Origin of the sequence: Deinococcus fonticola (assembly GCF_004634215.1) — a bacterium.
Taxonomy (GTDB): domain Bacteria; phylum Deinococcota; class Deinococci; order Deinococcales; family Deinococcaceae; genus Deinococcus; species Deinococcus fonticola.
Genome location: NZ_SMMH01000019.1, coordinates 1 through 16,902, shown reverse-complemented (window position 1 = coordinate 16,902; position 16,902 = coordinate 1). Strand labels below are relative to the sequence as shown.

At 65.4% G+C, this 16,902-nt stretch carries 18 protein-coding genes; 8 read left to right on the top strand and 10 right to left on the bottom strand.

What is annotated here, in order from left to right; genetic code table 11:
* Nucleotides 1-301: 301 nt before the first annotated feature.
* The 3 genes from E5Z01_RS12015 to ald all read right to left on the bottom strand — a co-directional run bounded on the left by E5Z01_RS12015 (nucleotide 302) and on the right by ald (nucleotide 3,681).
* A complete protein-coding gene (locus E5Z01_RS12015) occupies nucleotides 302-1,048 on the bottom strand; it encodes a hypothetical protein (RefSeq protein WP_135229582.1) in 747 nt (248 codons plus the stop codon).
* 65 nt (nucleotides 1,049-1,113) lie between these two features.
* Nucleotides 1,114-2,409: a UDP-N-acetylmuramoyl-tripeptide--D-alanyl-D-alanine ligase gene (gene murF, locus E5Z01_RS12010; RefSeq protein WP_135229581.1), complete on the bottom strand. Its 1,296-nt coding sequence runs from the start codon at nucleotides 2,407-2,409 to the stop codon at nucleotides 1,114-1,116.
* Nucleotides 2,410-2,574: 165 nt separating this feature from the next.
* Nucleotides 2,575-3,681, bottom strand: coding sequence for an alanine dehydrogenase (gene ald, locus E5Z01_RS12005; protein ID WP_135229580.1), 1,107 nt, complete (start codon nucleotides 3,679-3,681; stop codon nucleotides 2,575-2,577).
* 160 nt (nucleotides 3,682-3,841) lie between these two features.
* Here ald and E5Z01_RS12000 point away from each other — a divergent pair, with 160 nt between their 5' ends.
* The 5 genes from E5Z01_RS12000 to E5Z01_RS19530 all read left to right on the top strand — a co-directional run bounded on the left by E5Z01_RS12000 (nucleotide 3,842) and on the right by E5Z01_RS19530 (nucleotide 7,203).
* Nucleotides 3,842-4,327, top strand: coding sequence for an Lrp/AsnC family transcriptional regulator (locus tag E5Z01_RS12000; RefSeq protein WP_233554681.1), 486 nt, complete (start codon nucleotides 3,842-3,844; stop codon nucleotides 4,325-4,327).
* A 102-nt stretch (nucleotides 4,328-4,429) separates the two neighbouring features.
* Nucleotides 4,430-5,026, top strand: coding sequence for a sulfite oxidase-like oxidoreductase (locus E5Z01_RS11995; RefSeq protein WP_135229579.1), 597 nt, complete (start codon nucleotides 4,430-4,432; stop codon nucleotides 5,024-5,026).
* On the top strand, nucleotides 5,019-5,597 hold the full coding sequence (locus tag E5Z01_RS11990; RefSeq protein ID WP_135229578.1) for a mismatch-specific DNA-glycosylase: 579 nt from the start codon (nucleotides 5,019-5,021) through the stop codon (nucleotides 5,595-5,597). Before E5Z01_RS11995 ends, E5Z01_RS11990 begins: the two co-directional genes overlap by 8 nt.
* 41 nt (nucleotides 5,598-5,638) lie before the next feature.
* On the top strand, nucleotides 5,639-7,024 hold the full coding sequence (locus E5Z01_RS11985) for an alpha/beta hydrolase family protein (protein ID WP_135229577.1): 1,386 nt from the start codon (nucleotides 5,639-5,641) through the stop codon (nucleotides 7,022-7,024).
* A 20-nt stretch (nucleotides 7,025-7,044) separates the two neighbouring features.
* Entirely contained in the window at nucleotides 7,045-7,203 is a 159-nt protein-coding gene (locus E5Z01_RS19530; RefSeq protein WP_167757898.1) for a hypothetical protein, read from the top strand.
* Nucleotides 7,204-7,429: 226 nt separating this feature from the next.
* Here E5Z01_RS19530 and E5Z01_RS11980 read toward each other — a convergent pair whose 3' ends face one another.
* The 3 genes from E5Z01_RS11980 to hisF form a co-directional block, all read right to left on the bottom strand.
* Nucleotides 7,430-7,960, bottom strand: a complete 531-nt coding sequence (locus E5Z01_RS11980; protein WP_119765995.1) for a phosphoribosyltransferase family protein — start codon at nucleotides 7,958-7,960, stop codon at nucleotides 7,430-7,432.
* A gap of 201 nt (nucleotides 7,961-8,161) precedes the next feature.
* Nucleotides 8,162-8,827, bottom strand: a complete 666-nt coding sequence (gene hisIE, locus E5Z01_RS11975; RefSeq protein WP_135229576.1) for a bifunctional phosphoribosyl-AMP cyclohydrolase/phosphoribosyl-ATP diphosphatase HisIE — start codon at nucleotides 8,825-8,827, stop codon at nucleotides 8,162-8,164.
* A 72-nt stretch (nucleotides 8,828-8,899) separates the two neighbouring features.
* Complete coding sequence (gene hisF / locus E5Z01_RS11970) at nucleotides 8,900-9,703, bottom strand: imidazole glycerol phosphate synthase subunit HisF (RefSeq protein ID WP_167757897.1); 804 nt, start codon at nucleotides 9,701-9,703, stop codon at nucleotides 8,900-8,902.
* A 208-nt stretch (nucleotides 9,704-9,911) separates the two neighbouring features.
* Here hisF and E5Z01_RS11965 point away from each other — a divergent pair, with 208 nt between their 5' ends.
* The 3 genes from E5Z01_RS11965 (at nucleotide 9,912) to E5Z01_RS11955 (ending at nucleotide 11,935) form a co-directional block, all read left to right on the top strand.
* A complete protein-coding gene (locus E5Z01_RS11965) occupies nucleotides 9,912-10,325 on the top strand; it encodes a response regulator (protein ID WP_135229575.1) in 414 nt (137 codons plus the stop codon).
* Nucleotides 10,326-10,434: 109 nt separating this feature from the next.
* Nucleotides 10,435-11,268: a DUF72 domain-containing protein gene (locus E5Z01_RS11960; protein ID WP_135229574.1), complete on the top strand. Its 834-nt coding sequence runs from the start codon at nucleotides 10,435-10,437 to the stop codon at nucleotides 11,266-11,268.
* 31 nt (nucleotides 11,269-11,299) lie between these two features.
* Nucleotides 11,300-11,935, top strand: a complete 636-nt coding sequence (locus E5Z01_RS11955; protein ID WP_135229573.1) for an MOSC domain-containing protein — start codon at nucleotides 11,300-11,302, stop codon at nucleotides 11,933-11,935.
* A gap of 332 nt (nucleotides 11,936-12,267) precedes the next feature.
* Here E5Z01_RS11955 and ilvC read toward each other — a convergent pair whose 3' ends face one another.
* From ilvC to E5Z01_RS11935, 4 genes are all read right to left on the bottom strand, one after another.
* Nucleotides 12,268-13,278, bottom strand: a complete 1,011-nt coding sequence (gene ilvC, locus E5Z01_RS11950) for a ketol-acid reductoisomerase (RefSeq protein ID WP_135229572.1) — start codon at nucleotides 13,276-13,278, stop codon at nucleotides 12,268-12,270.
* 262 nt (nucleotides 13,279-13,540) lie between these two features.
* Nucleotides 13,541-14,158 (bottom strand): acetolactate synthase small subunit, encoded by a 618-nt coding sequence (ilvN, locus tag E5Z01_RS11945; RefSeq protein WP_167757896.1) that lies wholly within the window; start codon nucleotides 14,156-14,158, stop codon nucleotides 13,541-13,543.
* Nucleotides 14,155-15,861 (bottom strand): biosynthetic-type acetolactate synthase large subunit, encoded by a 1,707-nt coding sequence (gene ilvB, locus E5Z01_RS11940; RefSeq protein WP_167757895.1) that lies wholly within the window; start codon nucleotides 15,859-15,861, stop codon nucleotides 14,155-14,157. Before ilvB ends, ilvN begins: the two co-directional genes overlap by 4 nt.
* Before the next feature lie 269 nt (nucleotides 15,862-16,130).
* The gene (locus tag E5Z01_RS11935) at nucleotides 16,131-16,832 is read right to left on the bottom strand and encodes a hypothetical protein (RefSeq protein ID WP_135229570.1); all 702 of its coding nucleotides are present in this window, start codon (nucleotides 16,830-16,832) and stop codon (nucleotides 16,131-16,133) included.
* Nucleotides 16,833-16,902: the final 70 nt, after the last annotated feature.

Sequence of the window (16,902 nt, the reverse complement as noted above, 5' to 3'; positions counted from 1 at the left end):
CCCTCCAGGATCAGGCGGATTTTAGCATTCACTCATGTTCGAGGGGACGGTGCCTGACGGAGTAGAGCAATCGGTCAAGCCAAACGGACGGCGCGCAGGTGAGGGTACGGACGGGTCAGTCATTGCCCTGTCATCCAATCATTCGGCTGCTTACGGAACTCTGACACCTGCCGGGTACGGCGTTGGCAGCGTCCCCGACGCAAATGTGAGCCCCTCTACTGTTGAACGCGCAGCAGAAGGGCAAGATCAGGCAATTCTCATTTTTCTAATGTGGTCTCACAAAGCATCAGTTAAAGATTCCTTAATAGTTCAGGGGCACTTCCGTCAGATCGGTGCCGAATGCCCGTACCTGTCCCCCGCTTGAGACGGTGACCACCAGCGAGCCCACCAGGCCGACCTGCCCATCCGCGTGAGGCACACTGGCCAGCACCTTTCCGGCAGCGTCTACCCGTTCCAGCCGGCTATTCCGTAACCAGTAACTGCCGAACGCCGTGTCCACCGCCGGAGAGGAGGTGACGCGCACGCCCGAGGGTGTCAGCGCCAGAAATGGGCCAGCCAGCGGATCCAGCACCCGGCCGTCGCCCACCCGAACCAGTTGCCCCCCCAGCAGCACGTAATCCAGGCCGTCGCCGCCCGTGACGGCCAGACTGGGCCGGCCCGGCACACCCGCCGCCGCCGCGCCCGCGTAGGTCAGCGCCGAACCGTCCTCGCGGTAAATGCTCTGTGCACTCAGGGCCACCACCGCGCCCACTGCTAGCGTCTGCGGTGCACCGTCGAGGGTCGCCACCAGGCCCAGATCCGGACTGGCCGCCCAGGCCTGAGCGGCATGCCAGTTCACGTCCACCACCCGCCCCACCGCCGGGCACGCCCGCACGAAAGAGGGCGCCCGCGCCACGCAGGCCCGGCCGCCCTCCGCCCACACCACGCCCGCGTCACTGAAGGCGGCCCGCAACCCATTGCCCACCGGCGGCTGAACTGCCCGGGGCGCACACGCCGTGAGCAGGGCGGCGAAGGTCAGCGTCAGCAGGGAGCCAGTCGTGAAGCGCATAGCCCGCATTGTGGCGCTCCCGCATAGGAAGGCCGTGAGTGGCCGCGCCGCTGCAACCCAGGGCTTCAGTCGCCCCGATACCCCAGCAGGGCCTCGACCACGGTGTCGAGCCCCACGCCCTGCGCCGCGCGGCGTTCCGGCGTCCAGCTGATGCCGCGGCTGGCCTTCACCAGCACGGTATCGCCGTCCTGAACGGTGCCCAGCAGCGCCTCGGTCAATTCCGGCACGCTGCGGTAAGCCCGCTCCCCCAGTTCGGCGGCAAATTCGCCCACCCCGAAGGTCAGGTCGGCCCGCTGGCGGGCGTAAGCGCCCACTTCGGCATGTAATTCCCGCTCGGTCGGGCCGAGTTCCAGCATGCGCCCCAGCACGCTGATGCGCCGCCCAGGCAAGGCGTGCAGGGCGTCCAGCGCGGCCTTGACCGCCACTGGGGAAGCGTTGTAAGCGTCGTCGATCACGGTAAAGCGCCCCGGCAGCACGCGGTAACGCCCCCCCGGTACGCTCACACCCGCCAGGCGCCGCGCCGCTTCCTGCAGCGGCACCCCCGCCCACCCGGCCAGCGCCAGCCCCAGCACCGCCGCTTCGGCCTGCACCCGCGCGGCCAGCGGCAGGTGAACTTCCACACTGCCGCTCCCCCCGCCCTGCGGGTAACGGAACGAAGCGCCCTCTGGGGTCAGGGTCAGGGCTTCACCCGCCCAGTGCGCGCCCGCGAAACCGTAGGACGGCGCGTCCGGATACCAGGCGGCGGCCTGCTGCCCCACCAGCGCCAGTTCGCGGCCCTGCAGGATCAGGCCCTTCTCGGACGCGATGCGTTCCACGCTGCCCAGTTGCTCCAGGTGCGCCGGGCCGATCGAGGTGACCACGCCCACGTTCGGATTGACCAGGGCCATCAGTTCCGCCATCTCGCCGGGGCGGTCGATGCCCATCTCCACCACCAGCGGTCGGCCCAGGCCGCTGGCCTCGATCAGAAAGCAGGCGATGGCCGGAATGGTGTTGTAGACCGGCATGTACAGCGCGTCCAGCGCCGCTGCCACGTAGCTTTTTGCGGTGGTCTTTCCAGCGCTGCCGGTGATGCCCACCACCAGCGCATTGCTGGCCCGCTCGTGGCGCGCCCACGCCAGCAGCGCGGCCTGGGCGTCCGGCACGCGCACGGCGCGCGGCACCTCCAGGTCGGTCAGCACGAAGGGCGCCCCCGCCGCCAGCGCCTGCTCCACGAAGCGGTTGCCGTGCATCTGTTCGCCCGGCAGGGCCACGAACGCCGTGTCCGGCCCGGCCCCGCGCGAATCCCAGGTGAGCCGCTGCGCCGCGCGGGCCTCCGGGTGAACAGCGGCGGCGAACGGCAGAGCAGCAAACGGATCAAGCATGACAGGAAAGTAGCAAAAGGACGAGGTTGGTCGACAGGTCAGGGGCAGAGGAGAGGCCGCCCCCTCCCTTTGCCACGCCTCAAAAAAAGCAGGACAGCTGTTCGCTGTCCCACTCCGTGTGATGTGTCCTCTGGGTGCTGTGTCCGGTGGCGCAGGCCAGCGCGTTCAGGCCAGCGCGGTTCTGGGCTCGACGCTGGGCAGGTCGAAGGCTTCGCCCACGGCGGCGTACGTGAGTTTGCCGCGGTAGGTGTTGAGGCCCAGCAGCAGCGCCTGGTTTTTCTCCAGGGCGCCTGCGCCCTGCTCGGCCAGCATCAGGACGTAAGGGAAGGTGGCGTTGGTCAGCGCGAAGGTGCTGGTGCGCGGCACCGCCCCCGGCATGTTCGCCACACCGTAGTGGACGATGCCGTCCACGACGTAGGTGGGGTCCGTGTGGGTGGTGGCGTGAATGGTTTCCACGCAGCCGCCCTGATCCACCGCCACGTCCACGATAACGCTGCCCTCGGGCATCAGCGGCAGCATGTCGCGCGTGACGAGGTGCGGGGCTTTCGCGCCGGGAATCAGCACGCCGCCGATCAGCAGGTCCGTGTCGGGCAACAGGTCGCGCAGGTTGGCCTCACTGCTCATCATGGTGGTCAGTTTGCCGAAGAACACGTCGTCCAGGTAGGCCAGGCGGCGCTGCGACACGTCCAGAATGGTGACTTTCGCGCCCAGGCCCATCGCCATCTTGGCGGCGTTGGTGCCCACCACACCGCCGCCCAGGATGGTCACGTGACCGGGCTGCACGCCGGGCACGCCGCCCAGCAGCACGCCGCGTCCGCCCACCGGTTTCTGGAGGTGGTAGGCGCCAGCTTGCACGCTCAGGCGGCCCGCCACTTCGCTCATGGGCGTTAACAGGGGCAGGCTGCCGTCGTCGAGCTGCACCGTCTCGTAGGCCACGCCCGTCGTGCCGGACTGCATCAGCGCTTCGGTCAGCGGGCGGTCGGCGGCCAGGTGCAGGTAGGTGAACAGCAGCAGGTCGTCACGCAGGTAGGGGTACTCGCTGGCGATGGGTTCCTTGACCTTCACCACCATGTCCTGCGCCCAGGCGTCGGCGGCGCTGCCCAGGGTGGCCCCGGCCTGCTCGTAGTCGGCGTCCGGCAGACCGCTGCCCACCCCGGCGCCTCTTTCCACCACGACCTGATGCCCGCGGCGCACCAGGGTGGCGACCCCACCGGGCGTCATGGCCACGCGGTTTTCTTTGACTTTGATTTCCTTGGGAAGACCGATTTTCATATGTGCACCTCGGGCGCGCCGCCTGAGGATCTTCGGCCACGCCTTTTCTGTTCTTTCGCGCAATGCTAGCAGAGGAACACGCCTCTCCGATTGCCTGAAGGGGCAGCATGGCAGGGGGGATCTGCAACATCGTTGCGCGGCGCGGTGTATTCTGAGGGCAATGATGCCGCAGCCGCCCAACCCCGTTCACCTGGACGCCACCGACCGCAAGATCCTGACCATCCTGCAACGCGACGCCCGCATTCCCAACACCGACCTGGCCGACGAGATCGGCCTGACGCCCGCCCCCACCCTGCGGCGCGTGCGGCGGCTGGAGGAGGAAGGCATCATTCACCGTTACGTGGCGCTGCTCGACCCGAAACTGGTGAACCGCGACCTGATGGTCATGGTGCGCGTCACGCTGGACAAGCAGACCAAACAGGGCTTCGAGGACTTCGCCGAGAAGATGCGCTCGCGGCCCGAGGTGCTGGAATGCTACCTGTGCCTGGGCGACACCGATTACCTGCTGAAAGTATGCGTGCCGAACCTCGATGCCTACCAGAGCTTCCTGGTGGACGTGCTGGCCGCCATTCCTGGCGTCAGAAACACTGACAGCACCATCGTGGTGAAGCAGGAGAAATACACCACCAGCCTGCCGCTGGAGTGAGCGGTTGAAGGAGGTGGAAGCTCTATTTCCTGCTCCTTCACCTTTTCCTTGAAAAGTGCTTTGGCCGCCGCGCCGCCAGGCGACTTATCGCCTAATGCGCTTATGCTCGGCAAATTCTTCAAGAAACCGAAAGACGACCTGAATGGCCGGATTCCGCCGGGGCAGACGCTCTCGGTGCGTTTTCCGGTGCTGACCTACGGCCCCACGCCACACTACGCGCCGCAGGACGTGGTGGTACGCATCACGGGGCTGGCGCAGCCGCGCGAATTCACCTGGGCGGATCTGCTGGCCCTGCCGCAGACCACCCTGACCTACGACATTCACTGCGTGACGCACTGGAGCAAGCTGGACACCACCTGGACCGGCGTGCGCGTCACGGACCTGATGGCCCAGGTGCAGGTTGATCCTAGCGCGACGCACGTGATGCAGCGCAGCGTGGGCGGCTACAGCACCAACCTCAGCCTGGACGACTTCACCCGCCCCGAGAACCTGCTGGCGCACACGTACGAGGGCGAACCGCTCGACCCGGAGCACGGCGGCCCGCTGCGCCTGGTGGTGCCGCACCTTTACTTCTGGAAGTCGGCGAAATGGCTCACCGAACTGGAGTTCATGGGGGAAGACCGTCCCGGCTTCTGGGAAGAAAACGGCTACCACATGCGCGGCGATCCCTTCAAAGAAGAGCGGTACGACGATGACTGAAGCTGGCCGTTCCGGGGCGCCCGACCTCACGGGGGGCGGCGAATACCTGGTGCCGGACGTGTTGCAAGCGGGCCTGACGCTGGTGCTGGTAGGCACGGCCCCCAGCAAGATCAGCGCGGCGCGCCGGGCGTACTACGCCAACCCGATGAACAAGTTCTGGCGCACGCTTTTCGATGTGGGCCTGACCCCCCGGCAACTGGCGCCGCACGAGTTTCCCTTGCTGCCTGGATTCGGGATCGGCCTGACCGATGTCGCCAAGCGGCACTCGGGCGTGGACGCCGCGTTGCCGGGCGAGGCCTGGCGCCCCGACGAACTGCGCCAGAAGATTATTCAGTACCGCCCGGCGCTGGTGGCTTTCACCAGCAAGCGCGGCGCCTCCGAAACGCTGGGGCAGCCCACCGCGAAGCTGCCTTACGGCCAGCAGGACTTCAGGCTGGAGGGCGCCGAGGTGTGGGTGCTGCCTTCCACCAGTCCGCTGGGGCACAACCACTTTCAACTGGGGCCGTGGCAGGCCCTGGCCGGGCGCTTTCACCAGTTGCGGAAGATCCAGCAGCATCAGGAGATAAAGTGAGCCTCAACACGCCTTTCGCCCCGGCCCGTCAGGATGGAAGCATGAAGCGTCTTGCCCTGACCCTGCTGGGGTTGACTTCTCTCACTCTCGCCCGGGCGGCTCCCACCGAACCGGCCCTGCAACGGGTGCCGGTGCAGCGCGTCCTTCGCCCCGGCCTGAGCGTCGCGGGCACCCCCGCCAATCTGAATGTCAGCATTACCCTGCGCTACGGTTCCAAAACCCCAGGGACGGTGCTGCTGCTGATGCCCGGCTATCTGGGCGGGGCGGGCAGTTTCGACCGGCTGGCCCGGCAGATCGTGGCCCTCGACCCGAAAGTGGCGGTGTGGGCGGTCGACCGGCGTTCCAACCTGCTGGAACCGCAAAACCGCGTCCGGTTCGCGTCACGGGCGCAACTGGAAACGCTGGCGCGCGAGGGGCTGCCCGTACTGCCGGCCGAGAAGGTCGCCTACATGAAGGACTGGGGCCTGAACGTCACCCTGAACGACTGGCGCGCCGCCGTGCAGGAAGCCAGGAAACTCACGCCCCGGGTGTTCATCGGCGGTCACTCGCTGGGCGCGGCCCTGAGCGGCCTGTACGCCGCCTACGATTTTGGCGGCCAGCGCGGCTACGACGACGTGCGCGGCCTGGTGATGCTGGACGGTTACCCTGGCCTGCTGAGCGGCAATGCGGTTACCCCGCAGGAGTACCAGCAGGGCGCCAGCAACATGATCGGCCCCATTCCCGGCATCGACAACCTGGCCAGCGCGCCCTACGTGAACACCTTTTTCTATGGGCCACAACTGGCCAGCCGCGCCGCCGCGCAGGCCCGCCTGGCCGCGCAGTACCCGCAGGCCCCTGCGCCCCCGGGCGCCTTCCTGAAGTGGCCGGCCACCAACCTGGCCGCTGCCATGACCACCATCTCGCAGCGTTACACCTTCGTGCCGTTCCTGGCGCTGACCACCGGACGCGCCACCAACGTCCGCGAGACGCCCAACCCACTGCCGCGCTTTCTGGGCGGCCAGGACAGCCAGCGCATCGAGGGGCCACAAGACCCGGAGGAGCTCATCGGATGGCAGGGCGATGCGCAGAGCCTCAGCGAAGCGCAGGATTTCGCCCGGCGCTTCTGGCTGCCGCTCAGCGACGCCACCGAGTGGTACTTTCCGCAAAAACTGGCGCTGGACGTGGCGGCCGCCCGCCTCAGCACCACCGGCACTCCCTACGAACAGACCCTGCCGGTGCTGTACAACGCCGCCGTGACCCTGCCCCTGCTGGGCATTACCGCGCAGAACGGCGTGACCACCGATCAGGACTTCCAGCAGTACGCCGAGGGGCACATCAAAGACTTGACGCTGCACACCCTGCCCGGCGCGGCCCACCTCGACATGACTTACGCCAAAAGCGATCAGGTGGCCCGCTGGATCACCGAGTGGCTCGCAAAGCACCCGTAACTTCTCTACAGGAAAAACGCATGGCCCGTAAAAAGACCAAAAAACCGGCAACGCCGGAGAAACCAACCATCCGCAGCACCCTGCATCAGGTGCTGGCCGGCCGTAAGAATGCCGCCCACCGCCCCGCACACGAGAAACGCGCCGCCCAGAAACTCAGGCGCGAACTCGAAGATCAGTAGGAAGGGCCCGGAAGAAGAGAAGGGTTATCTCTTCTTCCGGGCCAGTGGTGAGTAAAAGAAAACAGCTTCTGGACGACGCGCAGAAAATTCGGATGGCCTTCTCGAATCGGCGCAGTAAAGTCCAGACTTGTAGAAGAACGGCGCCGGCTTCCGTAAGCCTATCGAAAGAGCGCCGCAAGCCAACCGTAGGCTTGCGGCGCTTATACCGGCCCTGTGGCGCTGTTCTTTACAGCGAGGTCGGCAGTTCCTGGAGGAACGTCACGGGCAGGTCGGAGTCACCCTGCTTGAAAGCGGCGAGGTAGCCGATGACGCTGCCGCCGGCGCGTTCCACGAAGCGGGCCAGGGCCCGGGCGGTGCCGCCTGAGGCCATCACGTCCTGCACGATGGTGACCTGGCGGCCGGCCAGCCGGGCGGCCTGGTGGCTGTCGAGCCACAGCGTTTCGCTGACGCCCAGGGTCATGCTGGGCACGTCCTGAATGATCGGGTCGGTCATGTAGGTGCGGCGTTTCTTGCGGGCACACACGTAAGGAATGCCGCTGCGGTCACTCAGCTCGTGCGTCAGGGGCAGGGCGTTGGTGACCACGGTCAGCAGCACCTCGGTGCCAGCCGGGATCAGGGGCAGCATGGCCTGCGCCGTTTCGTTCGTGAATTCGCTGTCCCCGATGAACTCCACCAGGGGAACACGGTTGACGCTGCCGACCTTGACGGTGGGCAGGTCACGACTGACGGGGCCGACGGTGACGTTGAAAGACTCCATGCGCTCAGCATACGCGGGTCACGTCAGGCCAAGTCCTGCCACCGTTCAAGGAAGGCAGACGGCCGCTGATACAGGTTCCGTTTGTTTCGTTCACCCGCCGAAACCTCACCGGTGAGTGAACTTCACGCCCGGCACCCGTTTTTCTCCTTCTCGCTTCGCTCGGATTGAATCGTTTTGTCAACGGTTCGATCCGAGTTGGTATCACCCCACTTCTTTCGGCCCCTTCAGGCCGGTCTGGCCTTCACGGGCCTGGAGCACGCGGGCCACGTCGCCGGGCGACACGCCGACTTCGGCCAGCGCGAACAGCGTGTGAAACAGCAGGTCAGCGGCTTCGGTCGCCAGTTCGGCCCGGTCGCCGTTCTTGGCGGCCAGCAGCACTTCACCCGCCTCCTCGCTGATCTTCTTGAGGACGCGGTCCAGGCCGCCCGCGTGCAGCCGCGCCACGTAACTGTTTTCCGGCAGGGTCGCCAGGCGCTCGCTGATGGTGGCGTACACGCGCTCCAGCGTACCGTCCAGGCCCTCCTGCCCCTCCTCAGCCCTGGTTTCGTCTGCCAGCAGCGGTTGGTGAAAGCACGAATATGCCCCGGTGTGGCAGGCCGGGCCGGTCTGCTCCACGCGGTACAGCAGGCTGTCGCCGTCGCAGTCCGCCGTGACGCTCAGAACCCGCTGGGTGTGCCCGCTGGTCGCGCCCTTCACCCACTGCCCCTGGCGTGAGCGGCTGTAATACGTGGCCTCGCGGGTTTCCAGCGTCCGTTGTACCGCCGCTGCGTCCGCGAACGCCTGCATCAGCACCGCGCCCGTGCGGGCATCCTGCGTGACCACGGGAATCAGGCCATTGGCATCAAATTTCAGTTCATTCAGGTTCATGGGAACTCCGTTGCTTCAGGTGGTGGATAGTCGGCAAAGGGAAATGTCCTGCCTGAGGGGTGGTTTCGCCGTTTACAAGCCCTCACCGACTCCCGGCCACTCTGGCCTGACCGCCAGGCCCTCGCCTTGCAGGTACTTCTTCACCTGCGGCACGGTCAATTCGCCGAAATGGAAGACGCTGGCGGCCAGGGCGGCGTCGGCGTGACCACCGGTTTCGCCGCCCAGCAGCACGTCGCGGAAGTCTTCTATTTTCCCGGCGCCCCCTGAAGCGATCACCGGAATATCCACACTGCGGGCCACTTCCCGCGTGGCTTCCAGGTCGAAGCCGGCGCGGGTGCCGTCGGCGTCCATGATGTTCAGGCACAACTCGCCCGCGCCCAGGGCCTGACCCTGCACGGCCCACGCCAGCAAGTCCAGGCCGGTGTCCACCCGCCCGCCTGCCAGGTGCACCGTCCAGGTAGACGTCCCGGGGCGGCGTTTGGCGTCGATGCTGAGCATCACGCACTGGGCCCCGTAATGGTCGCTGGCCTCACGGATCAGTTCGGGCCGCTTCACGGCGCCGCTGTTCACGCTGATCTTGTCGGCGCCCGCGCCCAGCAACTCGCGGAAGTCCGAGAGACGGTTCACGCCGCCACCGATGGTCAGCGGCATCATGACCTGCTCGGCCACCCGGGCGGCCACATCCAGCATCAGGCCGCGTCCTTCAACTGTGGCGGTGATGTCGTAAAACACCAGTTCGTCGGCCTGCTGAGCCTCGTAAGCCTGCGCCAGGGCCAAGGGGTCGCCCGCGTCACGGTGATTCTCGAAGAACCGCACGTTCTTGACCACGCGCCCGTTTTGCACGTCCAGACAGGGGATGATGCGCTTGGCTAACACGCCCCGCAGTGTAGCGTCCCGTCTGACAGAGTCATTTTGGTGCCGGCGCAGTTGTGCAGATCGCTGTCTGCGCCGGGCAGCGGCCCCGGTAAATGTCCCCACTTCACGTTTACTTGAAAAATTTCTAATAAACTATCAGCAGAGATGGGTTCCCTCACCCCCACCCCTTCTCAGAGCCCGTGCTTTGCCAGGCACGCAGGAGCCGGACATGGAACGTCACATACTGCTGGTCGACGACAACCCCAATGACGTGGAACTTGCCCTGACTGCCCTGAGTGAAGTCGAGGCGCAGCAGGTCACGGTGGCGCATAGCGGCGAGGAGGCGCTGAACATTCTGCAAGCCCCCAGCCAGCCGGCCCCGGACCTGATCTTGCTCGACCTGAACATGCCCCACATGGACGGCCTGGCGGTGCTGGACGCTGTGCGGGCCGACCGGCGCCTGCGCGAGATTCCCGTGGTGATGCTGACGACCAGCGGCGAGGAAGGCGACATCAAGGCCTGCTATGAGCACGGAGCCACCGCCTACGTCGTCAAGCCGCTGGACTTCACGCAATTTCGGGACGCCCTGAACACCATTCTGCGCTTCTGGACGACCCTCAACCGCTCCCCGCGCGTCAGTTGAGGGCAGACACCAGCCCTTCTCGCTTTTGCGGGCTGTAAAAAGCGGGATGTGAAGTTTACGGAAGGGAGTGTCAGACCGCCCGTGCCACGCCATGCCCTAAGCTGTCGCCATGCGCGTTTACATCGGTTGCGGCGGCTATACCAACGACGACTGGGCCGCCCCCGGCCTGATCTACGAGGGCGTTCGCAAAGAGGATTACCTGACCACCTACACCGGGCATTTCGACGCGGTGGAACTCAACAGTTCCTTTTACGCCATTCCTGGCCTGAAGGCCTTCGAGGGCATGGCCCGCAAATCGGGTGGGCGGGTGCGCTTCGCCGTGAAGCTCAACAAGGTCTTCACGCATGACCGCGCCCCCACCGACGCGGACTTCGACCGCATGCTGCAAAGCCCCGAGCCCCTGCGCGAGGCCGGGGTCATGGGGCCTTACCTGGCGCAGTTCCCTTACTCGTTTCACCGCACCGCAGAGAACCGCAAGTATCTGGCCCGGCTCACCGAACGCTTTGCCGGGCACGACCTGGCGGTCGAACTGCGCCATGCCAGCTGGGACAAGAGCGAGGTGCGTGAAGGCATGGCCGAGTTCGGCGTGATCTGGGTCAGCCCCGACTATCCCCCGGTGGGCGGCATGCCCGAGCCGCAGGTGCACGTGACTGGCGACATCGGATACCTGCGCCTGCACGGGCGCAACCGGCAATCGTGGTGGGAGGGCCAGAGCGCCAGCGAACGCCACGACTACCGCTACAACCGCGCCGAAATGGACGAATGGGCCGAGAAAATCGCGCTGGTAGAGGGCGACCTCAGCGAGTTGTACGTGTTTTTCGAGAACACCACCAAGGGCCACGCTCTGGCCAACATCCCCATGCTCCGCGAGGCCCTGAACGCCCGTGGCGTGCCGGTGAGTACGCCCGAACCCCTCGACGTGGACGAGGGCCGCCTGCTGTAACCGCCGCCCGGCAGGTAAACTTGGTGGCAACATGAAAGTCATCAGCGTGAACGTCGGGCAGCCCACCGCCGTGCAGGTCGGCAACCACACCACCATCTCCGGCATCCGCAAGCATCCCGTGCCAGGCCGCGTGCAGGTCGGTGCCCAGGGCGTCGTGGGCGACCGTGTGCTGAACCGCAAACACCACGGTGGCCCGGATCAGGCCGTGTACGTGTACACCCGCGAGGACTACGACGCCTGGACGGACTTGCTGGGCCGCCCCCTGCCCGAGGGCAAGTTCGGCGAGAACCTGCTGATCAGCGGCGCCGAGTCCGCCGGGGTGAAGATAGGCGAGCGCTTCCAGGTGGGGAATGTCATTCTGGAAGTGAGCGGAGTGCGTGTCCCCTGCGGCACGCTGGGCGCCGTCATGGAGGACGCCGGGTTCGTCAAACGCTTCGTGCAGGCCCGCCGCCCCGGCTTCTACACGCGGGTCATTCAGGGCGGCGAGATCGGCCGGGGAGACGACGTGGCCCGCATCCCCGGCCCGGACGGCGCACCGACCATCGGCGAGGTATTTGACGTCTGGTACGCTAACTCCAGCGAACGCCAGGACGCCCGCCTGAAGGAGTGGCTGACCTACCCACTCGCCGAGCGCTTGCGGGCCACCGTGCAGAGCTGGCTGAACTAGCCAGGAAGCGGGGCAAGCGATCAAAGCCAGTTCGGGTGTTTGCACCTGTGCTGGGGCCACAACGCTAAAGCCAGGAAAGGACGCTCCGCTTTCCCCGAACTCGGGCGGCCAGTGCCCGTCTGAAAGGGTTTCGGTTGAACAGTGAGGCAATGGCCGTAAACCCGATTGAAGGAAGAAAGAAAAGCGTCCCGGATGTGCAGTAAGCCCTCTGTTCAGGGGCAGAACGCAACAAACGGGACGCTGATGAAAGGCTGGGGGGTGAATCAGGGCGCTCTAGCTAACTCGCCCTGGCTTTGCCCTTCAGGATCAACCCGCTGGGTCGGGGCCGTTGCTCAGACTTCCAGGGCCTTCTTGTTGATGAACGGCATCTTGTCGCGCAGTTCTTTGCCCACTGTTTCGAGTTTGTGGGTGCGCATCTTGCCGCGTTGCTCCTCCATGTACGGGAAGCCGCTTTCGGCGTCGTCGATGAAGCGCTTGGCAAACTGGCCTTCCTGAATGTCTTTCAGCACGCGGCCCATTTCGGCCTTCGTTTCATCGGTGATGATGCGCGGCCCGGTCACGTAATCCCCGAATTCGGCGGTGTTGGAGATGCTGTGGCGCATGCCCTCGAAGCCCTTTTCGTAGATCAGATCGACGATCAACTTGACCTCGTGCAACGTCTCGAAGTAGGCGATTTCCGGCTGATAACCGGCTTCCACCAGCGTCTCGAAGCCCGCCTGAATGAGGTGCGTGACGCCGCCGCACAGGACGCTCTGCTCTCCGAACAGGTCCGTCTCGGTTTCTTCCTTGAAGGTCGTTTCCAGCACGCCCGCTTTGGTGCACCCGATCCCACGGGCGTAAGCCAGCGCGAGGTCACGTGCCTGGCCGCTCGCGTCCTGCTGCACGGCAAAAATGCCCGGCATGCCCGCGCCGTCTACGTAGACGCGGCGCAGCATGTGCCCCGGTCCTTTCGGGGCCACGAGAAACACGTCCACCTCTGCCGGGGGCTTGATGCGCCCGAAGTGAACGTTGAACCCGTGACCGAACGCGATGGCTTTGCCCGCCGACAGATGCGGCGCAATGCTCTGCTCGTACGTTTTGGGTTGCTGCTCGTCCGGAATCAGCAGCATCACCACGTCCGCTTCCTTCGTGGCGTCCTCGATGCTCGCCACGCGCAGGCCCGCCTGCTCGGCCTTCGCCTTGCTGGCAGAACCCTCGCGCAGGCCCACCACCACGTTGAAGCCGCTGTCCCGCAGGTTCTGCGCGTGCGCGTGGGCCTGAGAACCGTACCCGATAATGGCGATCAGCTTGTCTTCGAGAATGCTGGTGTCAACGTCCCTGTCGTAATACATTTTTGCAGCCATGAAATGAATTCTCCTGTATTGAGCGCGCGAAGATGAAATGTGGGCTAGGGCAGTACTCCGAATGACGCGCTCTGAGGAAGGGCACCCCAGAGCGCTCCATTCTCTCCTGCGGAGCTGTGCCAGTCCGTCCTGCTCATTTAAATTCACTCGCTCTGCTCGGACAAAATCACTGCGTTCTTTTGTCAAATGCTTGAGGGAAGATTACGCCAGAGGCGAACTCTCCGGGCCATCTCTCTTGTCGTGAAGCCGGGAAGTCGCCTTCTTAGAACAGATTCGGAACATGCCGTGCCCGTTCTTCCCTGGCTTCGACGCCTTCCACGACGGGTTTGAGGGTCTGGGTTTCGCCGTCGTGGTAGACGTGCGTGGCAATGTCAGCGTTGCTGCCACGGGTCAGGGCAATGCGTCCGGTGCGCATGGTTTCCAGAATGCCGAAGGGGCGCATCTGCTCGATAAAGGCAGTGATTTTGCCCTCGTCGCCGGTCACCTCGAAGGTCAGCGCGTGCCGGCCCACGTCCACGATGCGGGTGCGGAAGTCCTCGGCGATCTGGCGCACTTCCACGCGGGTTTCAGGGGTGATGGCGACCTTCACGAGCACCAGCTCGCGGTCGACGAATTTCTCCAGGCTGTGGTCGATGACTTTCACCACGTCGATCAGGCGCTCGAGTTGCTTGATGGCCTGCTCGACCACGCCCCGGTCGCCGTTCACCACGATGGTCATGCGCGAGATGCCGGGGTGCTCGGTCTGCCCGACCGACAGGCTCTTGATGTTGTACCCGCGCCGGCCGAACAGGGCGGTAATCCGGGTGAGGACTTTGGGTTCGTCGTGAACGAGGATGCTCAGAAGCTGGTCACGCTGCGGGTCGCGGGAGTGGGAGCTCATGCGTTGTTGGCCTCCTCGGCGGCTTTCTCCATCTCGTCGGAGAGGTCCGGGGTGCGCCCCGGCTCCGTTTCGATCATTTCGTACAGCGCGGCTCCGGCGGGCACCATCGGGAACACGCCGTGCTCGTTGGGCACGACGACTTCCAGCAGGGCAGAGTTCGGGTCATCCAGCCAGGCGTCGATGGCGGCGGGGAGGTCGTCGGCAGTTGTGGCGCGGTAAGCCGGAACGTCATAAGCGGCGGCCAGTTTGACGAAGTCGGGGTTGCTGTCTCCCAGCCACACTTCGCTGTAGCGCTTTTCATGGAACAGTTCCTGCCACTGGCGCACCATGCCCAGAAAGCTGTTGTTGACGATGCAGATCTTGACGTTCCGAATATTCGCGTGTTTCAGCGTGGCCAGTTCCTGCGCGGTCATCTGAAACCCGCCGTCCCCGGCAATGACCACACTGCGCACGCCCGGCTCCGCGAGTGCGGCCCCGATGGCCGCGGGAAAACCAAACCCCATGGTGCCCAGCCCGCCCGAATTCAGCCAGCGGCGGGGTTTCTCGAAGCGGGCCTCCTGCGCGGCAATCATCTGGTGCTGCCCCACGTCACTGCTGAGGATGTCGTCGGGGGTCAGGCGGTCGCACACGGCCTTGATGGCGTACCCCGCGCCCCAGTGATCCGGCGTCTGTGTACGCGACTTCCACTCGGCAATCTGCGCGTCCCATTCGGGGTGTTCCAGCCGCGCTGCGCCGGCCAGCAGCGCCCGGGCGGTCTCTTTGGCGTCCCCGCGCACCGGGACATGGGTGCGGACGATCTTGCCGATCTCGGCGGCGTCCAGTTCCACATGAATGATCTGGGCGTGCGGGGCGAAGCCGTTCACGCGGCCCGTCACGCGGTCATCGAAGCGCATGCCGATAGAGAGCAGCACGTCCGCGTCACTGATGGCGCGGTTGGCGGCCACGCTGCCGTGCATGCCCGGCATGCCCAGCCACAGGGGGTCACTGGCGGGAAAGGCGCCCAGGCCCATCAGGGTCGTGGACACGGGAACGTTCCAGGCGCGGGCCAGCTGGGTGACTTCCTGCGCGGCGTCCAGGGCGCCGCCGCCCAGCATCATCACCGGCCTTCTGGCGCTGCGCAGCACTTCCTGGGCGCGTTCCACCACTTCCGGCGCGGGTTTCAACGCATCGCGGCGCGGCAGAGGGGGCAGCAACTCGCCGTGAAAGGCCGCCAGTTGCACGTCCTTCGGAATGTCCACCAGCACCGGGCCGGGCCGCCCGGTTCGGGCGATGTAGATCGCCTCGGACAGAACGCGCGGAATGTCCTCGACTTCGCGCACCACGAAGTTGTGTTTGGTGATGGGCAGCGTGATGCCGGTGATGTCCGCTTCCTGAAAAGCGTCGGTGCCCATCAGGTGCCGCGCCACGTTTCCGGTGATCGCCAGGAGCGGCACGCTGTCCAGCATGGCGTCGGCCAGGCCCGTGACCAGGTTCGTCGCGCCCGGCCCGGACGTCGCCATGCACACCCCGAGCTGTCCGGTGGCTTTGGCCCAGCCTTCGGCCGCGTGCGCCGCCCCCTGCTCGTGGCGCGTCAGGATGTGCCGCACCTCCGGGTAGAACGTCAACGCGTCGTAGACGGGCATAATCGCCCCGCCCGGATACCCGAAGACCGTGGTGATGCCGTGGTTCGCCAGGGTCGCCCACAGCGCCTTGGCGCCCGTCATGTCACCCCGCTCCAAACCCGTACTTTCCGCCTTCTGTGCCATTGCCCCCTCCTAAGAAAAACCCCCCGCCACCTGGTGTGGTCGGGGGTGCGGGTCGCGGTAACAGTACGCTTAGCCTCGGACTCCCCGGAGACTAATAATAAGTACCACCACGCTGCTCGCTTGCATGACAAGAGCTTAAACCGCCCAGCTTGAGAAAGGAAAGCAGGCGTATAGATTTGCAGTCAGTACGAAGTGAGGAACAGAGCCGGAACGTTGACGCAGAACCGTTACGCGGGCGTAATTTTCAGCCTTCCCAATTCAGCATGTACATAGTGCATCACCGTTTCCTCCAGGGCCGCCGGATAGGGAAAATCCAGCGCCTGTGCGGCCTGCCGTCCGTGAATCTTGACGATTTCCGTGAGGTGCAGGTGTGCGCGGGCCAGGTGCGGCGGGGTCATGGAAGGCGGCAGCACGGCCCTTTCCAGGGCCTCACGCAGGTCATGGGGCAGGTACTCGTTCAGGTTCTTGACGCCCCGGTCACGCACCGCCCCCGCTGCCAGCATCAGCAGTTCGGTGACCAGGCCCAGTTCCACGCTCAACCCCTGAAACGCCATCAGCCACTCCCCACGCCCGATCACCGCAGGCAGCAGCGAAAGGCAGCGCCAGAACTCGCTGATGACGCTCAGCGCCCGCGCTCCGGCCGCTTCGGGGGTCGGTCTGGGAGCGGTGCCACCGGGCAAAATGACTCCAGGTCGCGCGTGCAAGACCTTTACCTTCTGCGCGTCGAGCGAAATAGACAGCCCCACATGCGGCCAAAGATCAATGCGCAGGGCGTCGATCGTCATGGCGTTGACCATCGCTCCGCCAAACATCAGGTTAAACAGCACCAGCGGCCGAAGTTCACCCAGCCAGGCTTCCCAGTCAGGAGTGTCGGTAATGCTCCAGGGATTCCTTCCAAAAATCGCCTGACCGATAGGAGGGTCAGGCAAACTGGAGGAACTCTATGGGAAAGCAGCGCAAAACTTGGGCATCTGGGGTCAAGGAAGAAATCGTCCTGGC